The organism is Pantoea sp. LMR881, from assembly GCF_027157825.1.
Lineage (GTDB): Bacteria > Pseudomonadota > Gammaproteobacteria > Enterobacterales > Enterobacteriaceae > Pantoea > Pantoea haifensis.
Genome location: NZ_JAPVOK010000002.1, coordinates 3,589,344 through 3,613,964 on the forward strand (window position 1 = coordinate 3,589,344; position 24,621 = coordinate 3,613,964).

The following is a 24,621-nucleotide window of genomic DNA, read 5'->3' on the forward strand; positions in this document are numbered from 1 at the left end:
GGTCTGCACTATTGTGGCTGCGCTTTTTGTTTAGCCCGCCATAACAGGAACAGATTATGACCACGGATCCCTCGCTAACCCGGCCTGAGCCGCCTGCCATCAGCCATTACCGTCGCCTGTTGCGTCGTCGGCTGCTGTGGACGGGCGTGCTGCTGTTAGCCATTCTGGCTTCGCTGATACTTAACTTCATCTTAGGGCCAGCCGGACTTTCACTGCCTACCTTGTGGAACGCCTTACTGCATCCTGACAGCGTGGCTGCCGGTACGCGCGTGATTGTATGGGAAATTCGATTGCCGTATGCACTGATGGCCATGGTTGTTGGCTTGTCACTCGGGCTGGCAGGCGCTGAGATGCAGACTGTCCTGAATAATCCTCTGGCGAGTCCGTTTACGCTGGGCGTCTCGTCGGCGGCGGCATTGGGGGCTGCACTGGCGATTGTTTCGGGCATGGGTCTGCCTGGCGTCCCAGCGCAGTGGCTGATCTCCGTTAACGCTTTTGTGTTTGCGCTGATTGCCGCGTTCATGCTGGATGGCGTGACCCGCTGGACACGCGTTTCTTCTTCTGGCGTGGTGCTGTTTGGCATTGCACTGGTGTTTACCTTCAACGCTTTGGTGTCGATGATGCAGTTCATCGCCAGTGAAGATACTCTGCAAGGATTAGTGTTCTGGACAATGGGGAGCCTGGCACGGGCTTCCTGGCAATCGCTGGGCGTGCTGAGTGCGGCTTTCGCGATGCTGTTGCCGCTCTCACTGTTGAGTAGCTGGAAACTGACGGCACTGCGTCTGGGTGAAGATCGTGCGGTGAGTTTTGGTATTGACGTCCGCCGTTTACGGCTCGCCACCTTGTTGCGCATCAGCATTCTCTCCGCGCTGGCGGTGGCGTTTGTCGGGCCGATTGGTTTTATCGGGCTGGTGGCACCGCATATTGCCCGCATGATGTTTGGTGAAGATCACCGCTTTTATCTGCCTGCCAGTGCGCTGACGGGCGCGCTGGTGTTATCGCTGGCGTCAGTGGCATCTAAAAATCTGCTGCCTGGCGTCATTATTCCGGTTGGTATTGTGACCTCATTAACAGGCGTGCCGTTTTTCCTCAGCGTCATTTTGCGTCATCGGGGAGCCTGTGAGTGAAGGTCTGCGCTTATGCGATTTCAGTGCGGGCTACCCGAAACGCAGTGTGATTGAGCATCTCCACGTGTCAGCCCTGCCGCGCGGTGAAGTCACCGTGCTGTTGGGGCCAAATGGTTGCGGTAAATCGACACTGCTGCGTGCGCTGGCTGGCCTGAACCGGGGACGCGGCGAGATGTGGCTCAATGGTCAGGAGCAGGTACAGCAACCTGTTGCCCGCCGGGCAGAACGGGTGGTCTATTTGCCTCAGTCTCTGCCGGCGGGTGTGCATCTTCACGTGCTGGAGTCGGTTATCGTGGCGCAGCGGGCCTCCGGCGCTTTGCCTCATGCTGCCAGCGAAGCGGAAATTATCGCGTTGCTGCAACAGCTGGGCATTGCACATTTGGCGATGCGCTATCTTGATCAGCTTTCAGGCGGACAGAAACAGCTGGTTGGTCTGGCCCAGTCGCTTGTCCGGCGGCCAGAATTACTGTTGCTGGATGAACCGCTCAGCGCGCTGGACTTAAATTATCAGTTTCACGTCATGGATCTGGTGCGGCGCGAAACTGCCGAGCGCAATATCGTGACGGTCGTGGTGGTGCATGACATCAATATTGCGTTACGCCATGCGCAGCATGTGTTGATGTTGAAAGAGGGCAGGTTAATTGCTGAAGGCCAGCCGGACAAAGTGATCACGCCGGAGACGCTGGCAGAGGTTTATGGCGTAAAAGGGCGCATTGAACACTGCTCGCGCGGTATACCGCAGGTCATCGTTGATGGGCTGATCAACGATGACCTGCGTTAGCGATGGTCGGCAGCATGATCCTCCCCGCGACGGGGAGGATCAAGAGAGGAACAGGCTCAGGCCAGCAAATGCTGTGCGTGGAAGCGCAGATGATCCTCAACAAAACTGGCGATAAAGAAATAGCTGTGATCGTAACCCGGCTGAATGCGCAGCGTCAGGGGAAAAGCCATCTCTCTGGCGACCGTCTCTAAACGCTCCGGCTGTAGCTGATCGGCAAGAAACTGATCGCTGTCACCCTGATCGATCAGGATCGGTAACCGGTGCTGCACCTCGCGCATAAGTTGACAACTGTCATACTCGCGCCATGCGTGCGGATCGTCGCCCAGATAGGCCCGGAACGCCTTTTGCCCCCAGGGCACATCCATTGGATTAACGATCGGCGCAAATGCCGAGGCTGAGGCAAAGCGACCGCCAAGCCGCAGCGCCAGCATCAGTGCACCGTGTCCACCCATTGAGTGGCCCATGATCGACTGCCGATCACTGACCTTAAAATTGTCAGCAAGCAGTGCAGGCAACTCTTTGCTGAGGTAATCGAACATGCGGAAATGGCTCGACCAGGGTTGCTGCGTCGCATTGAGATAAAAACCGGCGCCTTGTCCCAGATCGTAGCCGTCATCATTGGCCACCTCTGCACCGCGCGGACTGGTATCCGGCATGATCAGCACCAAACCCAACTCTGACGCCACGCGCTGTGCACCCGCTTTGGTGGTGAAATTCTCATCATTGCAGGTCAGCCCGGCAAGAAACCACACCACGGGCGGTGGCGCATCATTTTGCGGATTCGGCAGGTAAATGCTGAACGTCATTGGACAGTTCAGTACATCCGACTGATGACGCCAACGCTGCTGCCAGCCACCAAATATGCGATGCTCTTCCAAAAGCTCCAGACTGGATGCCATAACGCCTCCTGATTACTTGTTGAAATGCACCACCGAGCGGATCGATTTTCCTTCATGCATCAAATCAAAGGCTTCGTTGATCTCTTCCAGCGGCATGGTGTGGGTAATGAAATCATTCAGTGCGAATTTACCGTCCAGATAATCCTGCACAATGCCCGGCAACTGCGAGCGGCCTTTTACGCCACCAAACGCGGAACCACGCCAGACGCGACCTGTTACCAGCTGGAACGGGCGGGTCGATATTTCTTCACCTGCACCGGCAACACCGATGATCACGGACTCGCCCCAGCCCTTATGGCAGCACTCAAGGGCTGAACGCATCACATTTACGTTGCCGATACACTCAAATGAAAAATCGACGCCGCCATCGGTCAGCTCAACAATCACTTCCTGAATCGGCTTGTCATAATCTTTCGGGTTGATCAGATCGGTTGCACCCAGTTTGCGCGCCAGATCGAATTTGCTGGTGTTAATGTCGATGCCAATAATGCGGCCCGCTTTCGCCATTTTGGCGCCGATAATTGCGGACAAACCAATCCCGCCCAGACCGAAGATGGCAACGGTATCGCCTTCTTTAACTTTAGCGGTATTCATAACTGCGCCCATGCCGGTTGTGACGCCACAGCCCAGTAAGCAAACTTCTTCCAGGGGCGCTTCTTTGCTGATTTTGGCCAGCGAAATTTCCGGTACTACGGTGTATTCAGAGAAGGTTGACGTGCCCATATAGTGGAAAATTGGCTTGCCGTCTTTAAAGAAGCGGGTCGTGCCATCGGGCATCAAACCTTTGCCCTGCGTGGTGCGAATGGCCTGACAGAGGTTAGTTTTGCCAGACAGGCAGAATTTGCATTTACCGCATTCCGGGGTGTAAAGCGGAATCACATGATCGCCAACTTCAACGCTGGTCACACCTTCACCAACCGCTTCTACAATACCGCCACCTTCGTGACCCAGGATCGCCGGGAACACGCCTTCGGGATCCTTGCCCGACAAGGTGTAAGCATCGGTATGACATACGCCAGTGGCAACGATACGCACCAGCACTTCCCCTTTTGCGGCGGCATCAAATCAACTTCTTCGATTTTCAGCGGTTCGCCAGCAGCCCAGGCAACGGCGGCACGGGTTTTGATCATATTCATGCAATCCCTCTTCAATCAATTGTGACGCGCCAGCTCGGGTCGCGTCTGGATGGTCGTGATGGTTTAAACAGCAATGTGAAATTTATTCTGTTGCGTTAAGTGGATGCATCAGCTCGTCGTTGAGCGGACGATCGTCAAACTGCTCGATAATTAAATATTTCAACGCCTCTACGTTAGGTGTGAAGGCGTCGCGTCGCCACATCAGCCAGGTCGCGGTATCGCGATATTCCGGCGGCAGGCTATGGGCCTGGACACGTGCCCGATCCGGCATCTGTTTCAACACCGAAGAGGGGATCATCGCCACGCCAGCGCCACCCGCTACGCAGGCCATCATTGCGTGATAGGACTGAATCTCCATCACGTTATGCGGCGCGGCCTGGCTGTCGCGATACCAGGCTTCCAGCTTAACGCGGTATGAGCAGCTGTTGCGAAAGGCGAACAGGGTATCTTCCTGCGTATCGCGGGCGCTGGTAATCGGTATATGGTCAAGGCCGGTAATTAAAATCATCTCTTCACGAAAGGCGATACAGCCGTTGAGATCGTCATGCTGAACCGGGCCATCCACCAGCGCCGCCGCCAGAGTGCCTTCGCGCACACGGTCGATGATTTCACCTGAGGTGCCGGTAATCAGCGACAGGGCGACTTTAGGGAACCGCTGATGATAGGCGGCCAGTAAGCCAGGCAGGCGCGTAGCGGCGGTGCTCTCCATCGAACCAAGGGCAAAATTCCCGGCGGGTTCACCCGCGCGCGTCATGCTAAGGGCTTCATCGCTCAGGGCCAGGATGCGCTGCGCATAATTAAGGAAATTATGGCCCATCGGTGACAGACGAATGCGCTGCTTCTCACGAATAAACAGATCAACACCCAATTCTTCTTCTAACTGACGCAATCGCGTGGTGAGATTAGAGGGCACGCGATGGAGCTGTTCGGCTGCACGCGCCAGCGAACCGCTTGCGGCCACCGAACAAAACATACGTAACTGAACCAGATCCATATCTTCTCTTCTCGTAAACAACTTTGTGACTTTTATTCACTTTTCGTGAGTTTAATCATCCCGCATGCTATAAGCAAGTCAGAATAAACCCGCAGGAGTTGGAGAATGGCGTTACGTGTCGCGCTTAGCGCATTTATCACGTTGTTTGTGGCAATGGGAATTGGCCGTTTTGCGTTTACCCCTCAGGTTCCGCTAATGATTCAGGCACATCAGTTGACGCTGACCAGCGCCAGCCTGGTCGCTGCCTTGAATTATCTTGGTTACTTATGTGGATCGTTTGACGCCATGCGAGCGCATCGTCGCGTTGAACTACGCCTGCAACTGGGCATCTGGGGGCTGTGTTTTTAACGCTACTCTCCGCCTGCGCCAGCGGCCCGTGGCTGCACGGTCTTATTCGCTTCCTGATCGGCTGTGCCAGTGGCTGGGCCATGGTGCTGGTGGCTGCGTGGAGTAATGAACAACTGCATCAGCATGGGCGTCCCGGTCTGTCGGCAGCGGTTTTTGCCGGGCCCGGATGCGGTATTTTTGTCAGCGGATTACTGGCGGTACTGCTTCACAGCTTTCAGGTTAACGCCTCACTGGCCTGGGCCGCCTATGGTGCGCTGGGGCTGATTTTAGTGGCATTGATTGCCCGCAATTTGCCGCGCCGTGGCGATGTTCATCGTGCCGGGAGCGCCCCTGAGCCGTTAGTCATGACCGGCAACCTGAAGCGGCTGGTCTGGAGTTACAGCCTGGCGGGATTTGGCTATATCCTGCCAGCAACCTTTTATCGCAAATGGCGGCAACGCGGTTTCCTGACAGCGCCTTTGCCCAGTTTGTCTGGCCGGTTTACGGTGGCGCGGCGGTCACCGGCATCGGTGTAACCATCCTGACGCGCCGCTGGGGCAGTAGCCACAGGCGGCTGGCAATAACACTCTGGGCCCAGGCGCTGGGCGTGCTGGCGGCGGCAGCGTTGCCAGGCTTTAGCGGCCTGCTGACTGGCGCGCTGCTGGTGGGCGGCGGTTTTCTCTGCGTGGTGCAGCTGTCGTTGCTTTATGCGCGTGAACTGGCACCGCAGCACATGCGTTATATGGCTGGCTTACTGACTACCGGTTACGCTGTTGGTCAGCTGGCTGGGCCTGTGCTCTCTTCACTGTCAACCGTCCTGTTACACCGACTGGAGCCAGCACTGTGGATTGCCGGTCTGGGGCTGGTGATCGGCGGTCTTCTGGTTTGGCGACGATCTGCATGAAAAGCTTTCATCACCAATCTCATTGATTGCTGGATTACCGCAACGGAAAGTTTCACAATACGCGCTCAGAAATTCGGCCCGCGGATCCTGTCCGGCGGGCGCATCACCTGCCGGAGAAGAGTAAAATGAGTACCTTAAGTCAGGAAGCTGCCCTGGTTCACGAAGCGTTACTGGCGCGAGGCCTGGAAACGCCATTACGCGCCCCGATGCGTACTATGGACGATGAAACCCGCAAAAGCCTGATCGCTGGCCACATGACCGAAATCATGCAGCTACTGAATTTGGATCTGGAAGATGACAGCCTGATGGAAACCCCGCACCGCATCGCCAAAATGTATGTGGATGAGGTTTTTTCCGGACTGGATTATGCCAATTTTCCCAAGATCACCGTGATTGAAAACAAGATGAAGGTCGATGAAATGGTCACGGTCCGCGACATCACGCTGACCAGTACCTGTGAGCATCACTTCGTGATCATCGACGGTAAAGCGACAGTGGCGTATATCCCAAAAGATAAAGTGATTGGTCTGTCGAAAATCAACCGTATTGTGCAGTTCTTTGCCCAGCGTCCGCAGGTACAAGAGCGCCTGACGCAGCAGGTGCTGGTGGCGTTGCAAACGCTGCTCGGCACGAATAATGTTGCCGTTTCGATTGATGCAGTACATTACTGCGTTAAAGCGCGTGGCGTGAAAGATGCCACCAGCGCGACCACCACCACATCACTGGGTGGTTTGTTTAAGTCCAGTCAAAATACGCGTCAGGAATTTTTGCGCGCGGTTCGGCACAGTTAAAAGAGAAGGTGGGCAGCGCAGGTTGCCCACCTTTTATTTTCGGGACACCACATGCAACGCTACCTCGCGCTGGATTTCATTCGTGGATGTGCCATTCTCGGCATCCTGCTGCTTAACATTGTGGGCTTCGGCTTACCTTCTGCTGCCTACCTTAATCCTGCCTGGCAGGGCAGCATCACGGCCACAGATACGTGGACCTGGGCGTTACTGGATCTCTTTGCTCAGCTAAAGTTTCTCACCCTTTTTGCCTTACTGTTTGGTGCCGGTCTGCAATTACTGTTGCCGCGCGGTAGCCGCTGGCTAACGGCACGCTTGTCCTTATTGCTGTTGCTGGGTTTTATACATGGGGTGTTTTTCTGGAGCGGTGATATTTTACTGGCATACGGCATTATCGGTCTGGTGGTGTGGCGTATGCTGCGCGATGTGCCTTCAACTCAGGCGTTGATGCACACAGGCATTCTGCTGTATCTGGTTGGCTGCGGCGTCTTGTTGATTTTTGGCTCACTGTCCGGTTCTGAACCTACCAGCGCGTGGCTTCCCGGCGCAGCAGATTTGCAGTATGAAAAATTCTGGAAACTGGCTGGCGGCTGGGAAGCGGTACAAAAACGTCTGGATTATCTCTCATCCGGCCTGATGGCGCTGGCATCACAATATGGCTGGCAGTTAGCAGGGCTGATGATGATCGGGGCGGCATTAATGCGTAACGGCTGGTGGAAAGGAGCGTATTCTCCTGCGCACTATCGCCGTACCGGCATTATTCTGCTGCTGGTCGGCTTTGCCATCGCGGTGCCAGGCGTGGTTGCGCAATGGCTGTTGCACTGGGCGTTTCGCTGGACCGGTTTTTATCTGCAGGTACCGCGCGATCTTGCCAGTCCCTTTATCAGTCTGGGCTACGCTGCGCTGTGTCTCGGATTCTGGCCTCAACTCTCTCGCTGGCGCATCAGTTACGTCATTCAGTGCGTAGGTCGTATGGCCCTGAGCAACTATTTGCTGCAAACGCTCATTTGCACCACGTTGTTCTACCGTTTCGGTCTGTTTATGCATTTTGATCGCCTCGGGCTGTTAATGCTGGTGCCGGCAATCTGGCTCATTAATATTCTGTTTTCAGTTATTTGGCTGCGCTATTTACCGCAAGGCCCGTTTGAATGGTTGTGGCGTCGCTTAACCCGACTTGCTGCCGGTAAATCATCTGCACAGATGCCTGAAAGAAAATGACAGCGGTCACAAAGGTTGCAGAATTGTATGTAACCGTTTTCATTGATGTGACGCAATTCACGCTGTCCACGCCCGCCCCCTGACAAAATAGCGCCGGTATTCTTACCGGCGTGATGCCTTATTCTTCCTCTGTGGAAATGCTGCATGATAACGATTCGTGATGTTGCCCGTCAGGCTGGCGTGTCGGTGGCGACCGTCTCGCGTGTGCTAAACAACAGCAGCGCCGTAACCTCTGAAACGCGTGATGCCGTGTTACAAGCGGTTGATGCGTTAGGGTATCGACCCAACGCAAACGCCCAGGCGCTGGCTACCCAGGTGAGCGACACCGTGGGCGTTGTGGTGATGGATGTTTCTGATCCCTTTTTTTGGTGCGCTGGTTAAAGCAGTAGATACTGTCGCTCAGCGTGTGCACAAGCATGTACTGATAAGCAACTCCTGGCATCAGGAAGAGAAGGAGCGGCATGCTATTGAAGTGCTGATTCGCCAGCGTTGTAACGCGCTGGTGGTTCACGCGAAAACGCTTTCAGACGCTGAACTGGCGCAGTTTATGCGGCAGGTGCCCGGCATGGTCATGATCAATCGCATTATTCCCGGATTTGAATCACGCTGTGTCAGTCTGGACAATGTAACAGGGGCGCTTATGGCTTCGCGCACCCTGCTGCAACATGGTCATACGCGTATCGGTTATCTCTGTTCCAGTCATTTAATCGAAGACGTTGAGCAACGGCGAGAAGGCTGGTTACAGGCCATGGCAGAGCAGGGCATACGTCCGCAAGAGAGCTGGATTGCCAGTGCAGAGCCTGATATGCAGGGTGGGGAAGCTGCCATGGTGGAATTACTGGGACGTAATCTTAATTTAAGTGCTGTTTTTACTTATAACGACAGCATGGCGGCAGGCGCGCTGACTGCGCTGAAAGATAACGGCATTCAGGTGCCTCAGCACTTTTCCGTCATTGGCTTTGATGATATTCCTGTCTCGCGTTACACCGATCCGCAGTTAACAACCGTGCGTTATCCCATTGTTTCTATGGCTAAACTGGCAACTGAACTCGCTTTACAAGGCGCGTCTGGTTTGCTTGATGACAGCGCAAAGCATCTCTTTATGCCGACCCTGGTGCGCCGACATTCCGTGGCGCAAAAGCAAAATGTGGAGTCGGTCACTAATTCAGGCGATTCATCCATGTAACCGTTTTCAATCTGTGATTACATTCACAGTTAATTAACATGGCCCTCACTATGATGGCAGCGTCTTACCGGGCTGAAACATTATGTAACGCCGCATTAACTCAGACAGGCGTGGTATCAGCCACCGATTAAAAGGTTAACCCCTCTTTTCAGGAAGCGTTAACGCACAGGGAAGTCAGATTTTGGACGGCGCTCCAGCGGCTTGGCGTAACGCTTAGAGCATTCCGCTCGCCGAATAAATGTTACCGATTGTTCTTCCGCCTTTCTGTCGCGGCAGAGCTAAAAAGACCCTGCAAAAAAACCGGAGATACCATGAATAAGAAGGTTTTCACGCTCACAGCACTGGTTGCCAGCATGATGTTTGGTGCAACTGCTCACGCAGCTGACACCCGTATTGGCGTGACCATTTACAAATATGACGACAACTTTATGTCAATGGTGCGCAAGGACATTGAGAAAGAAGCGAAAGCCGTCGGCGGCGTACAGCTGCTGATGAATGACTCGCAGAATGACCAGTCTAAACAGAACGATCAGATTGATGTACTGATGGCGAAAGGCGTGAAGGCGCTGGCGATTAACCTGGTCGATCCGGCTGCGGCTGCCGTTGTGGTTGATAAAGCACGCAGCAATGACGTGCCGGTGGTGTTCTTTAACAAAGAGCCAAATGCCAAAGTGCTGGCGGGTTATGACAAAGCTTATTATGTCGGCACCGATTCTAAAGAGTCAGGCATCATTCAGGGCAAACTGATTGAGAAACACTGGAAAGCCACCCCAGCCTGGGATCTGAACAAAGATGGTCAGGTTCAGTTCGTGCTGCTGAAAGGTGAGCCAGGCCATCCGGATGCAGAAGCGCGTACTAAATATGTGATTGATACGCTGAATCAGGACGGAGTGAAAACCCAGCAGTTAGCGATGGATACTGCGATGTGGGATACCGCACAGGCGAAAGACAAAATGGATGCCTGGCTGTCCGGCCCGAATGCCAAAAAAATCGAAGTGGTTATTGCCAATAACGATGCGATGGCAATGGGCGCTGTAGAAGCGTTAAAAGCGCATAACATGACCTCCATTCCGGTATTTGGTGTGGATGCGCTGCCAGAAGCTCTGGCGCTGGTGAAATCGGGTGCGCTGGCAGGAACCGTGCTGAACGATGCGGAAAACCAGGCGAAAGCGACGCTGGATATGGCGAAAAACCTGGCTGATGGCAAACAGGCTACCGATGGTACAGATTTCAAAATGGTAGATAAAATCGTCCGCGTACCTTATGTGGCGGTTGATAAAGAAAACCTGTCTCAGTTCCAGAAATAATTTCAAATCCGGGCGCGGTTGACGCCGCGCCTTTTTCACGTGACCACCGTTTTTTAGCCAGGTAAATTATGGCCAGTGATAATACGACCGCGCAGCGCGAATATCTGCTGGAAATGACTGATGTCAGCAAATCATTTCCCGGCGTTAAAGCACTTGATAATGTGAATTTAAAAGTGCGGCCTCACTCCGTCCATGCATTAATGGGGGAAAACGGCGCCGGTAAATCCACTTTATTAAAGTGCCTGTTTGGTATTTATAAAAAAGATACAGGCAGCATTCTGTTTCAGGGTAAAGAAATTGATTACACCAGTTCTAAAGAAGCATTAGAAAATGGTGTTTCAATGGTGCATCAGGAACTGAACCTGGTTTTACAACGCACCGTCATGGATAACATGTGGCTCGGACGTTATCCACGCAAAGGCTTTTTTGTCGATCAGGATAAAATGTATCGCGACACTAAGGCTATTTTTGACGAGCTGGATATTGATATTGATCCCCGTGATAAAGTAGCCAGTCTTTCTGTTTCGCAAATGCAGATGATTGAAATTGCCAAAGCGTTTTCTTACGACGCCAAAATCGTCATTATGGATGAGCCAACCTCTTCGTTAACCGAGAAAGAGGTGAATCACCTGTTTACGATTATTCGCAAATTAAAAGATCGCGGCTGCGGCATCGTTTATATCTCGCATAAAATGGAAGAGATATTTCAGCTTTGCGATGAAATCACTATTTTGCGTGACGGGCAGTGGATTACCACCCAACCCCTGGAAGGGCTGGATATGGATAAGATCATTGCCATGATGGTCGGCCGCTCGTTGAACCAGCGTTTCCCTGATAAAACCAATGTACCGGGTGAAACCATTCTTGAGGTGCGTAACCTGACGTCATTGCGTCAGCCTTCGATTCGCGACATCTCGTTTGATCTGCATAAAGGGGAGATTCTCGGCATTGCCGGGCTGGTCGGCGCTAAACGTACTGATATCGTTGAAACGCTGTTTGGTATTCGTGAAAAATCGGGCGGCACCATCAAGCTGCACGGGAAACTGATTAATAATCACAGTGCCAATGAGGCCATTAACCACGGCTTTGCTCTGGTAACGGAAGAGCGTCGCTCAACCGGTATTTATGCTTTTTGGATATTGGATTTAACTCGCTTATTTCTAATATCAAAAATATAAAAACAGCATGGGGCTGCTGGATAATAAACGCATGAAAAGCGATACCCAGTGGGTGATTGACGCCATGCGGGTAAAAACGCCCGGTCACCATACACAAATTGGTTCCCTTTCCGGGGAAATCAGCAGAAAGTTATTATTGGTCGCTGGTTATTAACCCAGCCTGAAATCCTGATGCTTGACGAACCTACGCGCGGTATTGACGTTGGCGCGAAATTCGAAATTTACCAGCTTATTGCAGAGCTGGCGAAGCGAGAAAAGGGCATCATTATTATCTCTTCTGAAATGCCCGAGCTATTAGGCATTACCGATCGTATTTTGGTAATGAGTAACGGCATGGTGGCAGGCATTGTTGATACAAAAACGACCACGCAGAACGAAATATTGCGTTTAGCGTCATTACACCTTTAATGAAGCAAGGGCTGTTAACATGAAAGCGACTACAAAAAGAATGCGCTAACCTGGCTAAAAGAGGGCGGCATTTATGTCGTGCTGCTGGTATTGCTGGCAATTATTATTTTCCAGGACCCGACATTTTTAAGTTTAATGAACCTGAGTAATATTCTGACGCAGTCTTCAGTGCGTATTATTATCGCGCTGGGCGTTGCCGGTCTGATTGTAACGCAGGGTACTGACCTGTCAGCCGGTCGTCAGGTAGGTTTAGCGGCCGTGGTGGCAGCCACGTTGCTGCAGTCTATGGACAACGCTAACAAAGTCTTTCCACAACTGGATACTGTACCAATTCCGCTCGTGATCCTGACGGTGTGCATTATTGGTGGTGTGATTGGCCTGGTAAACGGCGTGATTATTGCTTACCTCAAAGTTACCCCTTTTATCACCACGTTAGGCACCATGATCATCGTTTATGGCATCAACTCGCTCTACTACGACTTTGTAGGCGCGTCACCGATTGCCGGTTTTGATCAGGGCTTCTCTAAATTTGCCCAGGGTTTCTTGCGTTTTGGTGACTTCAAGCTCTCGTTTATTACGTTTTATGCGGTCATCGCCATCGTGTTTGTCTGGATTCTGTGGAATAAAACCCGCTTTGGCAAAAATATCTTTGCTATCGGCGGCAATCCGGAAGCGGCGAAAGTTTCTGGCGTTAATGTACCGCTAAACCTGATCATGATTTATGCCCTGTCAGGCGTCTTTTATGCGTTCGGTGGCATGCTGGAAGCGGGGCGTATCGGCTCGGCAACGAACAACCTTGGTTTTATGTATGAGCTTGATGCTATCGCTGCCTGCGTGGTGGGTGGCGTGTCGTTTGCCGGCGGTGTGGGTACTGTTGCTGGCGTGGTAACCGGTGTTCTGATCTTTACGGTTATTAACTATGGTTTAACCTACATCGGCGTTAACCCTTACTGGCAGTACATTATCAAGGGCGGCATTATTATCTTTGCCGTGGCGCTGGATTCGCTGAAGTATTCACGCAAAAAGTAATTCCTTCGATAATAAAAAGAGCGACCTTCGGGTCGCTCTTTTTACTGGTGGGCTTTTGCTGCTGTTCGAGCAGTTGTTCCGGCGTTACCGCAGGGTAACTTTGCGCATCTTCAGGTATTTCATGTACAGCGGGAATCGGCACCAGAGGACCCAGGAAACGGGGTTCACGCTTCAGTACAAACAGATCGGTCAGTGCACCCAAACGCGCAGCTACTTCTCGCAAACGCACGCTCAGCATATTTTTAGGGGATGGAACGGCGTAGCACTGCGCTTGTATTCCAAGATTCAGTGCGATAAACAGCGCACGCTCACAGTGAAAACGTTGTGTGATGATAATGAAGTCGTTAGTGTCAAAGACCTTACGTGTGCGCACAATCGAATCCAGCGTGCGAAAACCCGCATAATCCAACACGATATCCGCAGGATCCACACCCGCTTTAATCAAATCACGGCGCATGGTCATCGGTTCGTTATAGCTCTGTAATGCGTTATCGCCACTCAGTAACAGGTAATTCACCTTACCGCTGTTATAAGCGTTCAGCGCACCCTGCATACGGTAGAGATAATACTGATTAATGACGCCGGTTCGATAATATTTGGCGGTGCCTAATACCACGCCAACCTGTCGATGGGGTAATGCAGAGACGTTTTCATAAATATAGGGAGCGGTTTTCCAGCTAATCCAGCGATCAAGGCCGAGCGCCGTCGCCATCACCACTAAGATGATGAAAAGCAGGCTAATGAAAACGCGTTTTAACATGCGCGAGGGCACTCATTGTCAGGAAATTCCGATGGCACAAGGCTACTTGAGGTGATTCAGGGAAGCAAGTTTACACCGGTTGGCTGGTGTAAATTTGAACATTGCCGGACCGAAAGCGGCCCGGCAAGGGAAATCAGATAGAGGTACGGCGGTAGTGGCGATACTGCGGTAGCCAGAAGTTGTTGGCTATCGCCAGCGACAGCACATCTTCTGAAGTGACAACCGCAACGCCAGCTAACTGCGCAGCTTTACCGACTTCCATGGCGATAATTTTCGACACGCCCTGAATATCTTTGATTTCTGGCAGCACCGGGCCTTCACCATCATTTACCAGCGGTGAACAGTCGGCAAGCGCACGGCTGGCGGTCATCAACATGCTGTCGGTAACGCGGCTGGCACCCGACGCAATCACTCCCAAACCAATGCCCGGGAAGATATAAGAGTTGTTGCACTGCGCAATGGGATAGGTTTTGCCATTCCAGCTAACAGGCGAGAATGGGCTACCGGTTGCAACCAGCGCGGCACCATCAGTCCAGGCGATAATATCGGCAGGCGTTGCTTCCACACGCGAGGTGGGGTTAGAGAGCGGCATCACGATTGGACGCGCACAATACTTGTGCATTTCGCGAATGATCTCTTCAGTGAACAAGCCTGGCTGGCCTGAAACGCCAATCAGGATATCCGGGTGTGCATTACGCACCACATCCAGCAATGAAATTGAATCGCTGGCTACGTCCCAGTCTTTGATGTTTTCACTGTTTTGCACCAGCTTGCTTTGGAAATCGAGCAGGTTGGTCAGTTTATCGGTGAGCAAACCATAACGATCCACCATGAGCACGCGGCTGCGGGCTTCCTCGTCGCTCAGGCCTTCTGACTTCATCTGGGCGATGATCTGTTCAGCGATGCCGCAACCCGCAGAGCCGGCACCGAGGAATACCACTTTTTGTTCACACAGGCGGCTGCCTGCAGCACGGCTGGCAGCAATCAGCGTTCCTACGGTAACAGCAGCCGTACCCTGAATGTCGTCATTAAAACAGCAGACTTCATCCCGATAGCGTTCCAGCAGTGGCATCGCATTTTTTTGAGCGAAATCTTCAAATTGCAGCAGTACTTTTGGCCAGCGGCGTTTTACTGCCTGAATAAATTCGTTGACGAATGCATCATATTCTTCGCCGGTAATACGCGGATGACGCCAGCCCATGTAGAGCGGATCGTTTAGCAGCTGCTGGTTGTTGGTGCCGACATCCAGCACAACCGGCAGGGTATAAGCCGGGCTGATCCCGCCACACGCGGTATACAACGACAGTTTACCGATTGGAATGCCCATGCCGCCGATACCCTGGTCGCCAAGACCAAGAATACGTTCACCGTCGGTGACCACAATCACTTTTACATTCTGCTTAGTGGCGTTTTGCAGCATGTCTTCAATGCGATCGCGATTCGGGTAAGAGATAAAGACACCGCGCGCACGACGATAGATTTCTGAGAAATGTTCGCAGGCTGCGCCAACCGTTGGGGTATAGATGATGGGCATCATCTCTTCGAGATGGTTGTCCAGCAGACGATAGAACAGCGTTTCGTTGGTGTCCTGAATGTTGCGCAGGTAGACGTGTTTATCGTTATTATTTTTAAAGTCCTGGAACTGACGCCAGGCACGCTGCGCCTGCTCTTCAATGCTTTCAACCGCTTCTGGCAATAAGCCGTTGAGGTTAAATTCGTTACGCTCTTCAATAGAAAAGGCGCTGCCTTTATTCAGCAGGGGAAACTCCAGCAGAATCGGGCCAGCGTAAGGGATATAAAGCGGACGTTTACTTTCGTAGTCGAGTTCCATGCAATGATGCTCCGGTTGCAGTGTTGTCTGACGTTATGCCGAACAGGTAACGCCAGTTTTTATACCCGTTATGCTTCGCGCTGCATCTGTTGTGGCTGCGCCTGTTCATCCAGAACACTTACCGGGGTAAGGTTTCTACACTCTTCTCGCTTGCCGCTTTCGTGCAACTCAAATCACTCAGGGTAAATTATTATGGTGTGATTTCTGGCGCCCGATCCTATTAATTTTCCCGCAGAAGTACAGCATTTGTTAATAAAAGGTCACAAAACTCCTGGTTGGGTGACAGAGGCTTATGCTCTGTTTAATTCAACCTGCAACAGCTCATGGCAACCAAGCGTCTGCAGCGTTGCCTGCGTGGCGGCAAACTGGCTCAGCGTGGCATTTTTCACTTCTGCTAAGACTGCATGTGTGATTGCGTCACAGGCTTCGCCTTGCATATTCAGCAGCACAAGGGCCGCTTGCAACGGCGGCAGGCTGGGATTAAAGGCGGCATTTTCAGCGTAGCGGCCTGCCACAACGGCACCCGATGCGGTTAACAAGGCAACGCCACTGTGTGACGTGCTGTAAGGCGCATGGCTGGCATTGGCGGCTGCTACCGCGGCCTGAACTAACGCATCGCCTACAGCGACGTAGCCGTGATCGATTTTATCCATCAGCAGTTCAGTGATACCTAAATCGCGAGGGCCAAAAGCATCCGGTAAGTAATCTGCCAGGGTACTGACATCGCGTTGCGGCAGACTGATGCGGATAGCAGTACCGCTGTTCAGTTCATTCATAAACTGGCGGCAGTGTCCACAAGGGGTGTAATTGACGGTGACGGTATCAAGGCGCGTTTCTCCCCGTAGCCAGGCATGAATTATCGCGCTCTGCTCGGCATGAACGGTCTGCTGCATTGGCGCGCCGACAAACTCCATGTTGGCACCAAAGTACCAGTTGCCGCTGACGCCGCGCGCAATCGCACCGACATTGAAATGGGAAACCGTGGCAACTGCGCATGCTGCCGCCAGAGGCAGCATGGCAAGGGCCAGCGTGTCTGCATCCAGCTGAGTTTGCTGCATCACGCTGGCGACCTGATCGGCGGTTAACATCGCCTGAAAATCAGGGGTATCCAGAACAGGGCGCAGTGCTGTGTGCAAAGTCGACGGCAGCGCATCGAAAGCGGAAAGGAAACGTGGATGCATGAGGGCCTCTTAATTGTATCGGGCGGTATATCGGTAAACGGTTATATGTGATCGTCATCGCTCTGACAATGCAACATGCTTCGCTTATTTCAACTTTGCGAGATCTCTCCCAAGTTTTAGCCAAACCAGTGCATCATTAACGGAAAGATAAACGGTGCCAGCAGCGAGGTAATAATGCCGCAAATCACCAGCGCCAGTGAGCTAAAAGCCCCTTCCTGAAAATCAACTTCTGCGCTGCGCGCCGTGCCAAGGGCATGTGAAGCATTACCGATTGCCAGCCCACGGGCTGCCTGAGTTTTGACCCCTAACAGATTCAGTAACATATGACCAAACACCGCGCCGAGTACGCCAGCGATCAACACGCAAATGGCGCTGATAGCGGGAATGCCATGCAGCGAACCGGAGACGGCCATAGCAATTGGCGTGGTCACCGACTTTGGCATAATCGTTGCGGCAATTTCTGGCGTAGCACCCATCCATAATGCGATAGCCGTGCCGGAGATCATTGCTGTCAGGCTGCCGATAAAGCAGACGCTGATAATCGATTTCCAGCGTGCACGTATCTGATGCATTTGCTCATATAAGGGCAGAGCCAGCGCGACAACAGCGGGTTGTAAAAGCTGGTTGAGAATCTGACTGCCAGCAAAATAGCGTGCGTAAGGCAAATGCAGAATCAGCAGGACAGGAATAATGATGGCCATCGCGACGAGCAGCGGGTTTATCAGCGAAATTTTGAGCCGGGCCGCTAATCGACGCGCAATGAAAAATGCCACAACGGTAAGCGGCAGCGACCACCACATATCACTCATTACGTGGCTCCTTGATCGGGCGGGTATGCAGTTTATGTGCGCTTAATCCCACCACCGCTAACACCATAAACGTGCTGATAACGCAGGAGATAACGATGGGACCAAATTGCGCGGTAAGGATATCGGTATAGCTCATTACCCCTACGCTAATCGGCACAAACAGCAAAGCCATATTGCGAATGATTAAATGGCAGCCGGGTTTAACCCAACTGACGGGTAAGATTTGTGAGGCTAACAAGGCAAACAAAATCAGCATGCCGATAATGCTGCCTGGAATGGTAATAGGCAGCAGCAAGGCAAGGCCATTTCCTGCATATAAACAGAGATAAATGATGATAAAGGCGCGAAGGTAGCGCCCGCAGACAGACAGCACGGTAGGCATAACAGGCTCCTGTTTTCATTGCGCTTCATCATACGCATTAACCGCTGAGCGTGCCAGAGATCACATTTGCGGCAAGATGCCAGCATGTGTTCAGCAATGAGCAATCCAGCGGAAAAAAAGGGCGTTTTCTGGCCTGATTCCGCAACGTTGAAATTCAGCTGGTTTAATTTTGAAGGGTTAGCGGTCTGTTAAGTGAATTCGTATTTGTCATTGGGGAAATAGTTGATAATTGAAATTATTTTTAATGATCTTGTGTTATTTCTGTGTGGGTCTTTGTGGACTATTTAATTTCAATGGAATTTAGAGCATTAACCGCATAAAGCATATTAAGGATAAAAGTATGCCAGTGAACGCATTATCTCATCGAATTAAAACCGGCCAGTTCGATAATAAAATGGATCAACATTTTTACAAACCATTGCCTGCAATAAAAACTAAAAAAAACAGCAGCGACACGGGCATCAGAAAAGACGTTTGTGAAAACCTGATAGCTATATGTAATACGGTGCACAATCTGGAACCTGATAACCGACGGCCAGCAATGAAAAAGCCTGGGGCTTATCACACTGCGCTTTTGGTGTTAAGTACGCTGAGTCAAATTCAACTGGCAAATAAAAAACCAGGTACAATAAGTTTATTTTCTTCAGGATCTGCCCATAATAACGACACTGCTGCTTCTCCAAAAAACATGCAGCAGTATGCTGCTCCTGTAAAACAGACAACTCTCATCCAGGATGTTTTTAATCACGTTAATGAATTTCTGTTGAAGTATGATCCTTTGACGTTTCCTGTGGCAGCCGCTGCGGTGCCTTCTGAAAGAAAAAGGGATAATAAATTCAGGGATGTAAAGGCAAATAAAAACCGCTCTCCCGGAAAAGCTCCTGTTAAAACCAGGGCAAAGGACTACGTTTCATTAAAACGTTTTTATGATTTGCTGGACGCACAATACCCGGATATTACTCAATCGGCTGCAGCATGCATTAAAAATATTATTTATACCCGGCATGGGCTGAAGATAGATCCTGATAAGGTATACCTGAATACGTATAAGTTTGCGCAGAGTAATAGCGCATCATTCACAGGGTGGATTCATACAGAAAAACCGTTACGTTCCATAAGATTAACTCACTGTTTGATGGAAAATTTTAGAAGCTCCCACTGGAGCAACCCTGACGAAATTAACGTCCTGAGCGCGATTTACGATGAAAAGGGAAAAATGATCCCGTTGTTGCCCTCAGATTTGGCCCGGGATGTCTGGGAGGCAGATTTCTATACAAAATACGCGGATCAGCTTGTGGATTACTGGAACAAATATGAGGATGCTCATAAAATATCGAACCTTGCTGTGGTCATTGCCGGACTTGAAACAGGCCGTGTCAATCGTGACATTAAGCAACGTGATCGTAATCTATTACTGACAGCCTTTAATTTACCGGGAGCAACGGAAAAAGGGAGTCCACAAGTTATATTTTTGATATAGATGGCTATTTTTCTACTGATGTGATTGTTTTTAAATCTGAACAAGATAATTCTTTAGTCGTCTTTACACCAAGGGCGGATAGCATATTTTATTCTTTCGATGATATGGAAGGATTACAATCCTGGTTAGCCCGTTTATGTCAAAACAAACAGCATCGAAACAGTTTTTTGCAAAACTTCGCCATAAAAGAGCAAATCGATGGTGAGTTTTATTATGGCGTTGAAAGATGGTTAGAGGATATAGGGAAAAACGATCTTTACAAGCATAAAATTATGTATGCAATGCATGAAACAGAGGGAGATATTATCGATTTTATTACCCAGCGGCAGAAGGCGCGTTCTTTTTCCGATTGTGACAACTTAATAAAATCAAACAGTGAAGTCATACGTGATATGTGGATAGAGGGATTAGAGGTTGCCGGGTTTATGATCCCACATCCCTTTGTGTTTTTTGCTAAAGTTGCGCTAGATATAGAAAAGGGATTTGATGCTGATAATGATAATGATAATGAACGTAGCGAAGCCAGTCAGGCCCTGTTTTTTGACGGTGTTAATGTTTTATTATTAACGCTGAGTTCCGCATTAGATGCGTCAATTACGATGCTTCCTGATGGCGAGGTGTATCTTGATGCTGAAAATATCGAGGCTGTGAATAATTACCCGGAAGTGATTACCGCTCAGCAAAAAATGCTTTCAGGTTTAAGTTTTGCGACCTTTAAAGATTATATTTTCGATGATTATGCTGACCTGCATCGTTTTAAAAGCACGGAAAAGAAGATCATCAATGAGCTTTCCGTTAAAGAATTTGATGATATTACCCTTTCTGTTGAGAATTCGGCCAGGCTATATGGCACCAAAATTTATCAGATTAGCTATAAATCCTCTCCTTCTGCTCAGTATCGGCATATTCGTATGAATGGGAAATATCTTGCGTTTCGAATAACGGCCGACACGGATGTCTGGGAAATCTACTCCCGGAATGCACCTGAAAAAGCAGGTTATCCCGTGATGTTAGATGAGGATAATCGCTGGATTTTTAAAGATTCCCGTTATGCTGCTAATAAGTTTTCGCAGAATATCAACTTTTCGCCTGTTTCAGCATCGATAATGAAAAAAATAGATGCCGGAATGTTTGAGGAAACAATCGATACATCACTGCTCGGCCCCAGAGATACAAAAGGAATTATTCGAGGCGCAAAAGGGAAAAAATATTTGCAGATTGGCGAAGAGTATATTCTTATCAGGAAGTTATCAAATAATATTTATGCGATCGGCTCGGAAGAGAGACCAGCACTGGCGTGCATTTATAATAAGAAAACGGGAAAATTTGTTGATTATGTTAGTAAGGGTAAGAACGAAAAAGGGGTAATGAAAAAATTTGCAGGATGTTCGAGAATAGCGAAACGCGATCTGACGGGTGGCTGTACATTAGAGCCAATCAGAAAAGTAACATCAGAAAGTGTCAACGTAAATATTGCTGAAGATCCGATCATTAATGACTATTACACGCAGCTAAAGAAGTCAGATGCGCTTGAGAAAATTATGCAGTCTCCTGCAGCAAAATGTGCTGATGCAGCAAAGATTGTTGCGGATTTCTTAAATAAAAAATCCATTAAAGATTTACGTTGCCGAATCATTTATATGTGGAGTAACGGCAATAAAAAAATACGCAGCAAGGTCACTGGCCATATTGTTGTTATCGCCCCCATTGAAGAAAAAAACTATGTTTTTGATCTCACTGCTCATCAATTTAGTCAGAGCGGGCTTTCATCACTCGATTCTCCGCTTATTTTAGAAGAAAGCCAGTGGATTAATAAATATGCTTCAGCAACGACGCGCAGACTTATAAAATACAGAGATTTTCATGACAGGATTACCGCAGAAAACTTTCTGGAAAATAATATTCCCGAGAGCTGGAGCGATCCCTTAACTGACGGAACAATACTGACTGCACCGGATTGGTATTATAAGGCGACAGGCAGGGCTAACCCTATGCAGCGGGTGATTGCGCCCCGTAATCTTGATTTTCTCTCCTCCGACAACGTTTTTGCTAAGGGAAGCCGCGGCACGGTATATGAAAGCCAGGAAGGTGAACTGATTAAAGTGTATAAAAACTATCTTTCCCAGAAGCAGAAAAGTAGCTTGTTGATGGCCGCAAAAAATGCTGAGGTGTTTCGCCGGATATATGGTGAAGACAGTGCTGTGTTATTTCTTAAGCCAATTGAAGATGAAACAGTTTCAGGAAAAGCTCTGGTATTGGTTGCTATGAAAAAAATACCGGGGAAACACTGTCTTCAATATTTCAGTCTGAAGCAGAAGATTTAACCCATTACAGGCGTTCGCTGTCATTCATTAAGCCTGAAATTGAAGCAAAAAAATTGCAAATAAATTTCGCGGAAAGGGGGTAATGCATCATGATATTAATAATGCAAATATTCTTTATGATGACGCCAATGGCTTTAATTTAATTGATTTTGATGATGCAACAATTTTACCGAAAGGGAAAAAATTAGACGCCCTCCAGACAGAGGAGATACGGAAAAAAGTTAACAGCGCCATTGAAAAATTTATTAAATATATCAATGGAGAACTCACGTTAAGAGATGTTTTGTAACCCTGAAAGCCTTTCGTAGAGAAAGTGAGTATCTATCGTACCAGTGCGCGTCAGAAGAGCGGGTAAAAAACATGACCGCAGTCCGGTGATAAAACTCTTCCAGGGAAGGTTACCCGCAGAAATGCGGGTAACCGACTGGAGAGTTAAGCGATAAGTTTACTTCACCGGCATGCCCGGCACAGCACCGCTGTCTACTGACAGCACAAACAGATCTTTTCCGCCGGGTCCGGCAGACAACACCATACCCTCAGAAATGCCGAAGCGCATTTTACGTGGGGCCAGGTTTGCAACAATGATGGTCATCTTGCCTACCAGTACCGACGGATCGGGGTATGCCGCACGAATGCCGGAGAAAATCTGACGCTTCTCGCCACCCAGATCCAGCTCCAGGCGCAGCAGTTTGTCAGAACCTTCAACCCGCTCCGCTTTTTCAATCAGCGCAACGCGCATATCGACTTTGGCAAAATCATCAATGGTGATCGCGTCGCCAATGGGCGCATCAGCCAGCGGGCCGGTTGCAGCAGGCTTGTTGGCAGCGGCAGCATCTTCTTTTGATGCTTCAATCAGACCATTCACTTTGGTCATCTCAATGCGGCTGTACAACGCTTTAAAAGGGGCAACCTGATGATCCAGCAGCGGTTGCTGAAGGGCATCCCAGCGCAGTTCACTGTTCAGGAAGGCTTCAGCACGCTCGCTGAGTGAGGGCAGCACCGGCTTCAGCCAGGTCATCAACACGCGGAACAGGTTAATACCCATCGAGCAGATAGCCTGCAGATCGGCATCACGGCCTTCCTCTTTTGCGACCACCCACGGCGCTTGCTCATCAACATAGCGGTTGGCCAGATCGGCCAGCGCCATGATTTCACGAATCGCACGGCTAAATTCACGGTTTGCCCAGGCTTCGCCAATTTTTTCTGAAGCATCCAGGAAGGTTTGGTACAGGGCCGGATCGGCCAGTTCGCCAGCCAGTTTGCCGCCGAAGCGTTTAGTGATGAAGCCTGCGTTACGTGACGCCAGGTTAACCACTTTATTAACGATGTCAGCATTTACGCGTTGTACGAAATCTTCCAGGTTCAGGTCGATATCATCAATGCGTGAAGAGAGCTTGGCAGCGTAGTAATAACGCAGGCTGTCGGCGTCCAGGTGCTGTAACCAGGTGCTGGCCTTAATAAAGGTGCCGCGTGATTTAGACATCTTCGCGCCATTTACCGTCACATAGCCGTGAACAAACAGGTTGTTTGGCTTGCGGAAATTGCTGCCTTCCAGCATGGCTGGCCAGAACAGGCTGTGGAAGTAAACGATGTCTTTACCAATGAAGTGATAGAGTTCGGTGGTGGAATCTTTTTTCCAGAACTCATTAAAATCGAGGTCGCCACGCTTGTCACACAGATTCTTGAACGAGCCCATGTAGCCGATTGGCGCATCCAGCCAGACGTAAAAATATTTGCCCGGCGCGCCTGGAATTTCGAAGCCAAAATAAGGCGCGTCGCGGGAAATATCCCACTGCTGTAAACCCGATTCAAACCACTCCTGCATTTTATTCGCTACCTGCTCCTGCAATGCGCCAGAACGGGTCCAGGCTTTCAGCATTTCGCTGAAGGAGGGGAGATCAAAGAAGAAATGTTCAGAGTCACGCAGTTCTGGCGTCGCGCCAGACACCACAGATTTTGGATTAATCAGTTCAGTGGGGCTGTAAGTGGCACCGCACACTTCGCAGTTGTCGCCATACTGATCGGGTGACTTACATGTCGGGCAGGTGCCTTTGACAAAACGATCCGGCAGAAACATGCCTTTTTCCGGGTCGTAAAGCTGAGAAATGGTGCGGTTTTTAATAAAACCGTTCTCTTTCAGGCGACCGTAAATCAGCTCTGACAGTTGGCGATTCTCGTCACCGTGAGTGGAGTGATAGTTGTCATAGCTGATATTGAAGCCGGCAAAGTCAGTCTCATGCTCTTGCTTCATTTCAGCAATCATCTGCTCCGGCGCAATACCAAGCTGCTGGGCTTTCAGCATAATGGGCGTTCCGTGCGCGTCATCGGCGCAGATGAAGTAAACCTGATTGCCACGCATTCGTTGGTAACGCACCCAAATGTCCGCCTGGATATGCTCGAGCATGTGGCCGAGATGGATTGAACCGTTCGCGTAGGGCAGTGCGCACGTTACCAGAATTTTTTTAGCGACTTGAGTCATAGTTTGCGTAGCTTTCTGTTGATTGAAAAAACGGGCTTAGATGGTAACCGAAGCCTCTCCCGGCGTAAACATAAGGGATTGCGCATCTGGCGC

16 protein-coding genes and 5 pseudogenes are annotated in these 24,621 nt (G+C 50.3%); 12 read left to right on the top strand and 9 right to left on the bottom strand.

The annotated features are described in order from the left end of the window. Window positions 1–56: 56 nt before the first annotated feature. Together O3W44_RS18690 and O3W44_RS18695 are read left to right on the top strand one after the other, a co-directional pair. Window positions 57–1,127 (top strand): FecCD family ABC transporter permease, encoded by a 1,071-nt coding sequence (locus tag O3W44_RS18690; protein WP_269294221.1) that lies wholly within the window; start codon window positions 57–59, stop codon window positions 1,125–1,127. Continuing rightward, window positions 1,120–1,908: an ABC transporter ATP-binding protein gene (locus tag O3W44_RS18695; RefSeq protein WP_269294222.1), complete on the top strand. Its 789-nt coding sequence runs from the start codon at window positions 1,120–1,122 to the stop codon at window positions 1,906–1,908. Before O3W44_RS18690 ends, O3W44_RS18695 begins: the two co-directional genes overlap by 8 nt. A 56-nt stretch (window positions 1,909–1,964) precedes the next feature. Here O3W44_RS18695 and fghA read toward each other — a convergent pair whose 3' ends face one another. The 3 genes and pseudogenes from fghA to ptrR all read right to left on the bottom strand — a co-directional run bounded on the left by fghA (window position 1,965) and on the right by ptrR (window position 4,937). After that, window positions 1,965–2,807: an S-formylglutathione hydrolase gene (fghA, locus tag O3W44_RS18700; RefSeq protein ID WP_269294223.1), complete on the bottom strand. Its 843-nt coding sequence runs from the start codon at window positions 2,805–2,807 to the stop codon at window positions 1,965–1,967. A 12-nt stretch (window positions 2,808–2,819) separates the two neighbouring features. Then, window positions 2,820–3,943, bottom strand: a pseudogene (locus O3W44_RS18705) (S-(hydroxymethyl)glutathione dehydrogenase/class III alcohol dehydrogenase). 82 nt (window positions 3,944–4,025) lie between these two features. Next, window positions 4,026–4,937, bottom strand: coding sequence for a putrescine utilization regulator PtrR (gene ptrR / locus O3W44_RS18710; protein WP_269294224.1), 912 nt, complete (start codon window positions 4,935–4,937; stop codon window positions 4,026–4,028). A 105-nt stretch (window positions 4,938–5,042) separates the two neighbouring features. Between ptrR and O3W44_RS18715 the strand changes: the two are divergent. From O3W44_RS18715 to mglC, 7 genes and pseudogenes are all read left to right on the top strand, one after another. After that, window positions 5,043–6,168 (top strand): annotated as a pseudogene (locus tag O3W44_RS18715) (YbfB/YjiJ family MFS transporter). A 125-nt stretch (window positions 6,169–6,293) separates the two neighbouring features. Further along, window positions 6,294–6,959 (top strand): GTP cyclohydrolase I FolE, encoded by a 666-nt coding sequence (gene folE / locus O3W44_RS18720; protein ID WP_269294225.1) that lies wholly within the window; start codon window positions 6,294–6,296, stop codon window positions 6,957–6,959. A 51-nt stretch (window positions 6,960–7,010) separates the two neighbouring features. Next, a complete protein-coding gene (yeiB, locus tag O3W44_RS18725) occupies window positions 7,011–8,174 on the top strand; it encodes a DUF418 domain-containing protein YeiB (protein WP_269294226.1) in 1,164 nt (387 codons plus the stop codon). Window positions 8,175–8,318: 144 nt separating this feature from the next. Beyond that, window positions 8,319–9,360 (top strand): annotated as a pseudogene (gene galS, locus O3W44_RS18730) (HTH-type transcriptional regulator GalS). 311 nt (window positions 9,361–9,671) lie between these two features. Then, the gene (mglB, locus tag O3W44_RS18735) at window positions 9,672–10,667 is read left to right on the top strand and encodes a galactose/glucose ABC transporter substrate-binding protein MglB (protein WP_269294227.1); all 996 of its coding nucleotides are present in this window, start codon (window positions 9,672–9,674) and stop codon (window positions 10,665–10,667) included. Window positions 10,668–10,735: 68 nt separating this feature from the next. After that, window positions 10,736–12,253, top strand: a pseudogene (gene mglA, locus O3W44_RS18740) (galactose/methyl galactoside ABC transporter ATP-binding protein MglA). A gap of 69 nt (window positions 12,254–12,322) precedes the next feature. Next, window positions 12,323–13,282 carry a galactose/methyl galactoside ABC transporter permease MglC gene (mglC, locus tag O3W44_RS18745; protein WP_269294487.1) on the top strand — a complete coding sequence of 320 codons (960 nt, stop codon included), beginning with the start codon at window positions 12,323–12,325 and terminating at the stop codon, window positions 13,280–13,282. Window positions 13,283–13,334: 52 nt separating this feature from the next. On the opposite strand, the pseudogene sanA reads toward mglC, so the two are convergent. The 5 genes and pseudogenes from sanA to O3W44_RS18770 all read right to left on the bottom strand — a co-directional run. Continuing rightward, a pseudogene (gene sanA / locus O3W44_RS18750) lies at window positions 13,335–14,042 on the bottom strand (outer membrane permeability protein SanA); the annotation flags it as partial. A gap of 133 nt (window positions 14,043–14,175) precedes the next feature. Further along, on the bottom strand, window positions 14,176–15,873 hold the full coding sequence (locus O3W44_RS18755) for an NAD-dependent malic enzyme (RefSeq protein WP_269294228.1): 1,698 nt from the start codon (window positions 15,871–15,873) through the stop codon (window positions 14,176–14,178). Window positions 15,874–16,163: 290 nt separating this feature from the next. Beyond that, window positions 16,164–17,054 (bottom strand): cytidine deaminase, encoded by an 891-nt coding sequence (gene cdd / locus O3W44_RS18760; RefSeq protein ID WP_269294229.1) that lies wholly within the window; start codon window positions 17,052–17,054, stop codon window positions 16,164–16,166. A 116-nt stretch (window positions 17,055–17,170) separates the two neighbouring features. Beyond that, the gene (locus O3W44_RS18765) at window positions 17,171–17,863 is read right to left on the bottom strand and encodes a CidB/LrgB family autolysis modulator (RefSeq protein WP_269294230.1); all 693 of its coding nucleotides are present in this window, start codon (window positions 17,861–17,863) and stop codon (window positions 17,171–17,173) included. After that, a complete protein-coding gene (locus O3W44_RS18770; RefSeq protein WP_269294231.1) occupies window positions 17,856–18,245 on the bottom strand; it encodes a CidA/LrgA family protein in 390 nt (129 codons plus the stop codon). Before O3W44_RS18770 ends, O3W44_RS18765 begins: the two co-directional genes overlap by 8 nt. A gap of 340 nt (window positions 18,246–18,585) precedes the next feature. Between O3W44_RS18770 and O3W44_RS18775 the strand changes: the two genes are divergently transcribed. From O3W44_RS18775 to O3W44_RS18785, 3 genes are all read left to right on the top strand, one after another. Further along, on the top strand, window positions 18,586–19,725 hold the full coding sequence (locus O3W44_RS18775) for a dermonecrotic toxin domain-containing protein (RefSeq protein WP_269294232.1): 1,140 nt from the start codon (window positions 18,586–18,588) through the stop codon (window positions 19,723–19,725). A 20-nt stretch (window positions 19,726–19,745) separates the two neighbouring features. After that, window positions 19,746–22,049, top strand: coding sequence for a hypothetical protein (locus O3W44_RS18780; protein ID WP_269294233.1), 2,304 nt, complete (start codon window positions 19,746–19,748; stop codon window positions 22,047–22,049). Between the two features lie 82 nt (window positions 22,050–22,131). Then, window positions 22,132–22,338, top strand: coding sequence for a hypothetical protein (locus O3W44_RS18785; RefSeq protein WP_269294234.1), 207 nt, complete (start codon window positions 22,132–22,134; stop codon window positions 22,336–22,338). 156 nt (window positions 22,339–22,494) lie between these two features. Here the strand turns inward: O3W44_RS18785 and metG are convergent, their stop codons facing one another. Beyond that, entirely contained in the window at window positions 22,495–24,528 is a 2,034-nt protein-coding gene (metG, locus tag O3W44_RS18790) for a methionine--tRNA ligase (RefSeq protein WP_269294235.1), read from the bottom strand. Between the last annotated feature and the right edge of the window lie 93 nt (window positions 24,529–24,621).